This is a genomic window from Proteus myxofaciens ATCC 19692 (genome assembly GCF_001654855.1).
Classification (GTDB): domain Bacteria; phylum Pseudomonadota; class Gammaproteobacteria; order Enterobacterales; family Enterobacteriaceae; genus Proteus; species Proteus myxofaciens.
On sequence record NZ_LXEN01000152.1, the window covers coordinates 1 to 8,812 of the forward strand.

The following is an 8,812-nucleotide window of genomic DNA, read 5'->3' on the forward strand; positions in this document are numbered from 1 at the left end:
CCAAATGGACCGTTAATAATCCGGCTATTCGAGCAGGCACATTAATTTTAATTCAAAACGGCAATATGAATTACCCCTATATGGTGGATAGGGTAAATAGTGATACCGAATTAGTGATTTCTCAACCGGCTACTTTTACTGTTAGAAATACTGGTTACAGCATTAACCTCACCGAACCCAATACTTACAGTGATGCCAATAACCGCATGACAGCCATTGCCTCAGACACCACCTATTTTCTACGGGCAATGGACCAATGGATGATGAATAACGGCGTGGTGACGGTAGAGTTAGCTAATGGGCAAAAAGTCACACTGGATAGCATTAAAAAGATGCAAGGGGATATTGAAAATAGAGCCAGTTTAGTGAGTGCGGAGACCCAACGCTTTAAAGGCCAAGTCACTTCATATGCTGGGATGTACATAGCTATCGATGATACCTTTAAGGATTATTTTGGCGTAATGAAGCCAGAGAAAAATTATCCATTTAGGTTGTACGGGGAAGTTGCCGGTGCTGGGCGAGGTTATTATTTTCCTCCTAATAAACAAGGTGAAGTAGCATTACAGCAGTTTGATGATTTTAGGAATAAAAATATTAATGAGTCGGGTATATATTCCTATGGTATTACATCTGGGCTAGTCAATGCAGGCCAGGTATGGGGTGGTGATTCGGGTTCTCTTGGTTCTATAACAAATAACAGAGTCTGGCATGATAAAAGTGGTTATGTTGGTAACTACCAATTCTATAATATTGGGGATTCATTGTTTCATCGAGGCGGTAGTGTTGGAAGTGATAATTATATAAATAAATTCAGACAAATTATAAAAACAAATGATTATGGGGTTGGTCATGATGCATTGGTTTTAAATAGACCATCCAGAATTTTAGATATAGGCAGGGCTGGATTTTATGGCTACGCAACGCCGAGTGACTTACCCTCTGGGATAGCTGCATACGGTTCATTCATACACGTACGTTATGATAACGCCAATGCGAGCAATTTGATTTTCTCTAATTATGGTTCAATTTTTTTATCCATAGATAGGTGGACAAATAATTCAATCAGAGAAAAAGTTGATGTCATGACATCGAATATGTGGACTGTGGACGGAAATGGATTTTATAAGCGAAGTTCGCCCATTATCAACATCAACCCTGACGGTACATATACCACTAATGACGAATCTGAAGGCGCTACTGTTACTAGACTCTCAGAAGGCGAATACCTTATCGAAGGTGTACTGGGATTTAATGCTGACGCAGGCTGGGGCGGTGTTGATGGCGGTATTGAAATCCCACTCGATGTTAATAAACAGCCACTGATTTGGGTAGACTCAAAAATCCTTGCCGATGGTTCAATACGAGTGAGGACCTATCACCGTACACATCCTAATGCGCCTAAATTCGCCCGTAATGATATTGAGGGTTACAGCGACGGTGATTTAATTGATATCCCCGATGGTCGTTTTATCTCTGTTCGTGTACAGATGCCAGAGCAATCCCTCTATAACGTGAGAATGCGGGAAATGGAAGAAGCTCAGAAAGCGGAAGAGGAACGCAGGGGAAAAGAAGAGGAAATGAAAGAGCAATTCGGGTTAGGTGAAAATGACATATTGCTATAACAATTAATTTTACTGGCCCAAGATTAGAACTTATGCTGTTATAGCATTGAACTATATGTGAGCCAGTAGTCCGCTTTGTGCCAGAAGCGCACATTTATTATCGTATATAAACATGCTGACTGATGCCGTATTGCTACTGACACGACATATAACTACCTTGTTTACTTCATTCTATTCGCTAGGCCACCTTATTAAGGATCGCACTGTCTGTGATAAATTCAGACTTTTGTTGCTTCGGTACCCCAAGTAGGTATACTGGTCTACCTACATATAAACAAAGAGGCTGATCATGACATCTTTATCTGAAGGTTCAAAAACTGCCCGAGAAAAACTGCTCAGTGCTGCACGCGTCCTTTTTTATAATCATGGTATTAATGGCACAGGAATTGACGCCATAGTAAAAAGAGCCGGCGTTGCTAAAAAAAGCCTGTACAACAACTTTGCATCCAAAGATGAGTTGGTGGCAGCCTATCTCAGAGTTCGGCATGAAGAATGGCTTTCGTTGTATAAAACCCGGCTGGAACTAGCCATGACGCCCAAAGAGAGGGTAATGGCTGTTTTCTATGCTTATGAAGATCATGCTGAATTTGCCTATGAGAACGGTTTTCGCGGCTGCGGCCTTCTGAATGCGGCAGCCGAACTTCCCGCAGGAGTTCCGGGTCGTCAGGCCGTTCGTGAGCACAAAGAAGAGGTGGAAGCGATTCTGGTTGCGCATTTAATGGAACTGATGAAGGGAAAGGCTGAAAGCGTACACTGTATGGCCAGACATTTTGCCTTTCTGCTGGAAGGCAGCATTTCACGAGCCGGGCTGGAAGGTAACAGTAACTGCGTTAAACAGGCCAGCAATATTGCAGAACAGTTGATGGAGATGTACTAATGATTTCTTCGGGACAGCGACTTGGCGGCATGGTAGGCGTGCTTATCGCCGCCATTCTCTGGGGAACGACTGGCACTGCTGCGACATATGCCCCAGGTCTGAGTCCTTTAGCCATAGGAGCTGTGGCGATGGGGATTGGTGGGCTATTACAGGGTATTATCGCTGCGACAACAATAATTCGCCAGCGTGCTCTGATCATCCAGAACTGGTATTTCCTGCTGACCGGATCCGTGGCGGTAGCAGTTTACCCTCTCGCTTTTTATGCTTCCATGCACAATGCAGGTGTTACGGTAGGTACGGTTATTTCCATTGGCTCTGCGCCGATCCTGTCCGCCCTGATTGAATACCGACTTGACGCTCTTCGTTTGACCCGGCAGTGGATGTGCGGAGCGGGTGTTGGCGTTACAGGCATGGTGCTACTCTGCTTGGCAGAAAGTAGTGGAAGCAGTACCACAAATGACCATGCCATGATGGGGATCTTTCTGGGACTGTTGGCTGGCTTCACCTATGCCTTTTACTCGTGGTCTGCACGGCGGTTAATGGAGGCCGGGATAGCCTCTCGCGCCGCAATGGGGGTCACTTTTGGTACTGGCGGTATTTTACTTATGCCTGTGCTTTTTGTAACAGGAGCGCCGCTACTAATGGCATGGAATAATGCCGCCGTCGGTATTTATATGGCACTGGTTCCGATGTTTCTTGGGTATGTCTGTTATGGCTACGGGCTTGCGCGCATTCCGGCCAGTATGGCAACTACAATCACTCTGTTGGAGCCGGTTATAGCCGCGCTCCTTGCCATTCTGCTCGTCGGTGAAAGATTGCCACCTATAGGATGGGCAGGCGTCGGTCTAATAGTTGCGTGTCTGGGTATTATCACCGTTCCGGCCGGAAAGTTAAGTTTCAGCCTAGTTCGGCAACGGAAAGAAAATTTTGAAATCACAGAAAAAAAAGAATCATGAAAGATAAAACGTCATTTGACTCATTTCCGGCTTTTGATATGCGTGTCGATACCATCATCAGGGTTTAGCAGAGTAAATTTCAAAGCCTACTTGGCGAATGACTATTGACCTTGGTTCCGAACAGAGAATTCATGTGTCATGCGGTGTGCATGCCAATTATTTTTCTTTCAAAGGGCCGGGAATATACATTATCAATCTAGGTAAAGTGAAGATGGAACCTGAAAAATCAGAGGTGATGGTACTTGATATGTCTGTGGTTCGGTAGGAACGATCCCGCTGACGACAAAAAAGCGTGTCGATAACGGTACATGTTTTCTTGAAAATCTACAGATAAAGCCAATCTGGACAAGAAAAGGCTTCCAATAATTTTCAGTGAATATGTCCGCTTATCGCTCAAAGCGGACTACCAAATTAGTTATATCCCATGATAAGGTAATTATCTTAAATTTGAGCTAATAAATTAACCAACTATAGTGTACTCACCTTCAATAAAATCCTCTCCGTCATTTTCGTGTTTCACAAGATGACATTTGCCAGGTAAACCATATCGACTAACGACACAGCGAACACCAGGAGAACTACTTGAGCCTTGGTGTTTGTTTTGTCTTCGCTCGTAACTGGACACTTTCTCTAGTAAACCATCTTTAACCATACTATCTAATGTTCTACGGGTAGATTCGATAATACTTTTCTTGTTAAAAGAATCCATTCCTTTAAGAATATAAGCCACGCCTGAAATATCAAAAGGTGGTTCGCCAATTTCACCCGTTACCCATTCAAGATTGTCGGGTTCAAATAATTCCATTATCTCTTTTTTGCGCGAGGTCATTCTCATTTTTAATATTCCTTATTGTAGGTAACATCTATCCTACAATAAGAAACTAAATATAAATACTATACTTCTTTTAGTGACAATAGCTTCTCACACCATATATCAAGTGTTTCCCGTTTTTCTCTTAAATAATCATATCTATCATAATGCTTTTGAGAAACGCCGGGTCTTTTGTGGTTTTGTACCATATCTCTTAACTTAGAACTTATTCCCGCTTTCCCAGCTAATGTTTCTAATACTTATTAAATTATGTTTACAACTCTAATATGTAGTTATCAAAACCAATATAAGTATTATGATAATTAATAAGTTACAAAAAGGCACAACCACGGTCTTTTAGGTCTATTAAGAGTGAATATACCTTAATAAACAAATGGTTAATGCTGGTGGGTTTATATAATGCTACGCCATATGGGTTGGACAGAAGCAGCAGACTTAATCATTAAAGGCATGGAAGGCGCAATCGAAGCTAAAACCGTGACTTATGATTTTGAACGTCAGTTAGAAGGCGCTAAACTGCTGAAATGTAGCGAGTTTGGTGACGCGATTATCAAACATATGTAATTGTTGATTTGATAAATAGTTAACGGGAGCTTATTAGTTCCCGTTTATTTTTTGCACTATAAAATTCTTCCCCAAAATCTCACCAAAATTATTCCCCAAAACTATTCAATTAAACAGCAATAATTTGCCACTTTTTTCTTGAACGTCTTGGTACTTATCTGTCATTTTTTGTGTTTTGTGTCCTAATAATTTTTGTGCATTAATTCTTTATTCACGATAAAGTCGCTCAGATAAGGAACGCTGTTCGTGAAAAGTAGGGGCTGTGTCTTTTTCCCAAGTTAACCCACATTTGTCTCGTGCTTTCTTAAATGTAGTCGTTAATGTATTTGCCGTAGCTTATCAGCTACGTTGCTCTGCTAATCTTGTATTCGCTTTAATGACGATTGTTTTTGCCTCAGTTTCATTGTCACTGAAGACATTATATTGACTTGTTACAGGATGGCGATAACGCCAATAAATCTTGTTGGCTTTACGACTAAATAAAGGATAAGTATTTGAAATATTGACGTTATTTTTTGACGCTTTTATCTCCAACTCAAAGCAGGTAATGAATTAATCAACGGTAAGTGTCGATTGGTGAGTAGGAAGAAATAATATTAAAAAAGCTTATTAAAATAATCTTTACAACAAATCCGGACTGAATATACTGTATATAAATACAGTTATATTTTGGTGCACTATGAAACTAGAGTCTATAAATTCAGAATCGATACTCAACATTCCATTATTCTTAGATAGAGTGCCTGCAGGCTTTCCATCGCCAGCGGCTGATTTCATGGAAGATAGAATAAACCTCAACAGTACGCTAATTAAACACCCAGAAAGCACGTATATGTTGAGGGTTGAAGGGAACTCAATGATTGACGCAAATATTAACGACGGCGATGTGGTGATTGTGGATAGCGCGCTTGTTGCTAAAGACGGCAATATCGTTATAGCCAGCATTGATGGTGAGTTTACCGTTAAAAGATTAAAGCTACACCCTCCGATGCTTATTCCTATGAATGTTGATTTCCAGCCTATACAAATAGGTGATGAGCAGAACTTACAGATATTCGGCGTTGTAACTTTTATCATCCATAAGGCTCAATAATGTTTGCGCTGGTTGATGTTAATTCGTTTTATGCAAGCTGTGAAAAAGTATTTAGACCTGATTTGATAGGTAAGCCAGTTATCGTTCTGAGTAACAATGATGGTTGCGTCATTGCTCGCTCTGCTGAAGCTAAAAAGCTCGGAGTAAAAATGGGCGAACTTTATTATGAGCGACGAAATTACTATCGACAAAATAATATTAATATATTTAGTTCTAATTACGCTCTGTACGCAGACATGAGTAATCGAGTAATGTCTCTGTTATCAATGTATGCGCCACATTTGGAGATCTATTCGATTGATGAGGCGTTTCTTGATTTTACGGGTATGGCTCATACATTTAATCTAGAAGACTATGGAAGAGAAATTCAATCAACAATTTTACAGCGAACGCATTTGCCTGTTGGTGTGGGAATAGGACCAACTAAAACGCTGGCTAAAATTGCCAATCATGCGGCGAAAAGATGGAAAAAAACTGGCGGTGTAGTTGAACTTTCAGATAGAGTTCGGCAAAGAAAATTGTTGTCTCTTATTCCTATTGAAGAAGTTTGGGGAATAGGCCGTAGAATGTCCTCAAAATTAAGAACAATGAGTATCTATACCGCTCTAGATTTAGCTAATGCATCAGTCGCGACAATACGTAAAACCTTCGGTGTAACACTTGAAAGAACACTCAGAGAGCTTAATGGTGAGTCTTTCATTGAGCTAGAAGAAGTTAGAAAAGTGAAGCAACAAATATTATGTTCGCGTTCATTCGGTAAGAAAGTTTTAGATATTGAAACTATGCGTAAAGCTGTTTGTGATTATGCCGAACGTGCAGCAGAGAAGCTACGTGAAGAAAAGCAAAGATGTAGAATTATTGGATTATTCATTCAAACTAGTCGACATGCATCAGGTGAAGATTACGCCAATAGTATCAGCATTAAGCTTGAATATCCGAGTAGTGATACGCGCGATATTATTAATGCAGCCATGCGTGGACTCACGTCTATATGGCAAGATGGATTTAAATATTATAAAGCAGGAATTATTTTATCTGACTTCGTAAATTCAAATATTACACAATTCGATATGTTTTCAACTCAAAAGCCATTCAAAAATAGTGACGAATTAATGAAAACATTAGACACAATAAACAATAGTGGATTAGGTAAAGTTTGGTTTGCGACGAAAGGGGGCGATAGTGGATATCAAATGAAGCGAGAGATGTTATCACCTGCGTATACGACAAATTTTAATGAGTTGCCAATAGCAAAAGCATAAGGTTCGCTCAAGATTTCCCTATAGTTAATAATATCTTATTAGTTTCCTTTTTTTATTTGGATATTGATGTTTTTATATTCGAGATAAAATACTTATATCTCGAATATAAAAAATAAAGGTTGCTATCTATATTTATCTGTGTCCTAATGTAGTCACTGGTTTGGAAGTACAGGCCTATTTATGTTAGTCAGTTTAAAGTTGTTCTCCGTTTAGCGTTATCCTTGATACCTCTTCATTGCGAATTCCTTCTAATTAATTCCCATAAGTAAAAATAAAAAACAAACCTCATATGCCTTATGGCGATTTAAAAAATTAAAGGAAATTCTATGTCTAATACAATGACTGGTTCAGTAAAATGGTTTGATGAAGGTAAAGGTTTTGGTTTTATTACTCCAGCAGATGGTAGTAAAGATGTGTTTGTACATTTTTCTGCAATCCAAAGTGATAACTTCAAAACATTAGCTGAAGGCCAACAAGTTTCATTTACTATGGAAAATGGAATGAAAGGTCCTGCTGCTGGCAATGTGGTGGCTCTCTAAAGGCGCTATTACAATTTGTCTCTATTTTAAATGCCCTTGTTGTAGCAGTTCACAATACAGAACATCACAGTTTGATGTAACAGTGAATAATCCATATGGTGCAAAATGTATATTTTGTAAGACTGTGATGGCAGCTCAAGTAAGTTAAGCGTTAAATAGCAGAATATATAGAACCTCGCTTCGGCGGGGTTTTTTGTTATCTGAGTTCATAAAAGCAATCTAAGTTATAACTTGGCTTATGATTAAAATATCGATTAGAAAGCGTTAAACTTCTAAAATATAGCGATCTTGGAGACATAATTATTAAATATATATGATTTTTGTTCGGTATATAGTTAAATAAATCTTATTTTTTATATTATATATTTTTTGCTTGAACTTCACTAAAACTATCTTTAGAAATCGAATAACGCGCTTTTGCAAAAGAGGTAATAATGAAAACATTTAATAAAATAACCTAATTATTATATAGGTGTTAAACGATATTGTTCGAATAAATACTCGCAAAAGTTGATGTGTTAACTGAATCTCTATGTAGGTAAATATATCTAATGCATCATTTTTAGTAAAAAATATTTTAATAAAAAACATCGTAGTAACCATTTGAAATTAAAGCGATTAATTTTAATTATTTTTATACCCTTAAAAATCATTTGTAACATCATTCTAATTATGAACTATAGTATAAATTAATCTAATGTTTAATCTTACTAATTCATAGATAAGGAGTAATAATTATGACTAATAAAATTCATATAGAAGGATTTTACGAATTTTCTTTTGAGAACGGTCAAGAAATTACGGCTCAAGAATTAAAAGCCATTTATGATAAAAAGAATTATTTTATTAATATTGATTTAACTGAAGAACGTTTTTCACCAAAAATCACATTATTTAGTGCCACTGAATTGAATGAAGCACCTGGTGGAATTATTCGCATAGATAATCAGTCATCCAAAACTTCACTTTTAGTTTGGGATCCTAATAGTCAACCAATAAAAGTAATGCCTGGTGATACTTGTAGTGTGCACGGCACTAAAAACTATGGTTGGGCTATTCATTTTTCT

General features: G+C 38.4%; 10 protein-coding genes and 2 pseudogenes. 9 read left to right on the forward strand and 3 right to left on the reverse strand.

The features are described 5' to 3' along the window. Window positions 1–275 precede the first annotated feature (275 nt). From M983_RS17600 to M983_RS15230, 3 genes are all read left to right on the forward strand, one after another. Window positions 276–1,622, forward strand: a complete 1,347-nt coding sequence (locus M983_RS17600) for a phage tail fiber protein (protein WP_167348691.1) — start codon at window positions 276–278, stop codon at window positions 1,620–1,622. Window positions 1,623–1,911: 289 nt separating this feature from the next. Further along, window positions 1,912–2,499 (forward strand): TetR/AcrR family transcriptional regulator, encoded by a 588-nt coding sequence (locus M983_RS15225; protein ID WP_066752853.1) that lies wholly within the window; start codon window positions 1,912–1,914, stop codon window positions 2,497–2,499. Then, entirely contained in the window at window positions 2,499–3,455 is a 957-nt protein-coding gene (locus M983_RS15230; RefSeq protein WP_066752857.1) for a DMT family transporter, read from the forward strand. The genes M983_RS15225 and M983_RS15230 overlap by 1 nt, the downstream gene beginning before the upstream one ends. A gap of 460 nt (window positions 3,456–3,915) precedes the next feature. Here the strand turns inward: M983_RS15230 and M983_RS15240 are convergent, their stop codons facing one another. Continuing rightward, window positions 3,916–4,290 carry a hypothetical protein gene (locus tag M983_RS15240; protein WP_066752860.1) on the reverse strand — a complete coding sequence of 125 codons (375 nt, stop codon included), beginning with the start codon at window positions 4,288–4,290 and terminating at the stop codon, window positions 3,916–3,918. Window positions 4,291–4,683: 393 nt separating this feature from the next. On the opposite strand from M983_RS15240, the pseudogene M983_RS17150 reads away from it, so the two are divergent. Then, window positions 4,684–4,851 (forward strand): annotated as a pseudogene (locus M983_RS17150) (isocitrate/isopropylmalate family dehydrogenase); the annotation flags it as partial. A gap of 105 nt (window positions 4,852–4,956) precedes the next feature. Here the strand turns inward: M983_RS17150 and M983_RS18075 are convergent. Both M983_RS18075 and M983_RS17160 read right to left on the reverse strand, forming a co-directional pair. After that, window positions 4,957–5,184, reverse strand: a pseudogene (locus tag M983_RS18075) (tyrosine-type recombinase/integrase); the annotation flags it as partial. Between the two features lie 6 nt (window positions 5,185–5,190). Then, window positions 5,191–5,385 (reverse strand): phage integrase Arm DNA-binding domain-containing protein, encoded by a 195-nt coding sequence (locus tag M983_RS17160; protein WP_083954617.1) that lies wholly within the window; start codon window positions 5,383–5,385, stop codon window positions 5,191–5,193. Between the two features lie 145 nt (window positions 5,386–5,530). On the opposite strand from M983_RS17160, the gene umuD reads away from it, so the two are divergent. The 5 genes from umuD to M983_RS15260 form a co-directional block, all read left to right on the forward strand. Then, a complete protein-coding gene (gene umuD, locus M983_RS15245) occupies window positions 5,531–5,944 on the forward strand; it encodes a translesion error-prone DNA polymerase V autoproteolytic subunit (RefSeq protein WP_066752863.1) in 414 nt (137 codons plus the stop codon). Then, a complete protein-coding gene (gene umuC / locus M983_RS15250; RefSeq protein ID WP_066752866.1) occupies window positions 5,944–7,206 on the forward strand; it encodes a translesion error-prone DNA polymerase V subunit UmuC in 1,263 nt (420 codons plus the stop codon). The genes umuD and umuC overlap by 1 nt, the downstream gene beginning before the upstream one ends. A 326-nt stretch (window positions 7,207–7,532) precedes the next feature. After that, window positions 7,533–7,745 carry a transcription antiterminator/RNA stability regulator CspE gene (gene cspE / locus M983_RS15255; RefSeq protein ID WP_066752869.1) on the forward strand — a complete coding sequence of 71 codons (213 nt, stop codon included), beginning with the start codon at window positions 7,533–7,535 and terminating at the stop codon, window positions 7,743–7,745. Next, window positions 7,729–7,893, forward strand: coding sequence for a cold shock small protein YmcF (gene ymcF / locus M983_RS17950; RefSeq protein WP_425415201.1), 165 nt, complete (start codon window positions 7,729–7,731; stop codon window positions 7,891–7,893). Before cspE ends, ymcF begins: the two co-directional genes overlap by 17 nt. Before the next feature lie 589 nt (window positions 7,894–8,482). Further along, a partial coding sequence (locus tag M983_RS15260) for a hypothetical protein (protein ID WP_066752871.1) occupies window positions 8,483–8,812 on the forward strand: 330 nt, incomplete at its 3' end.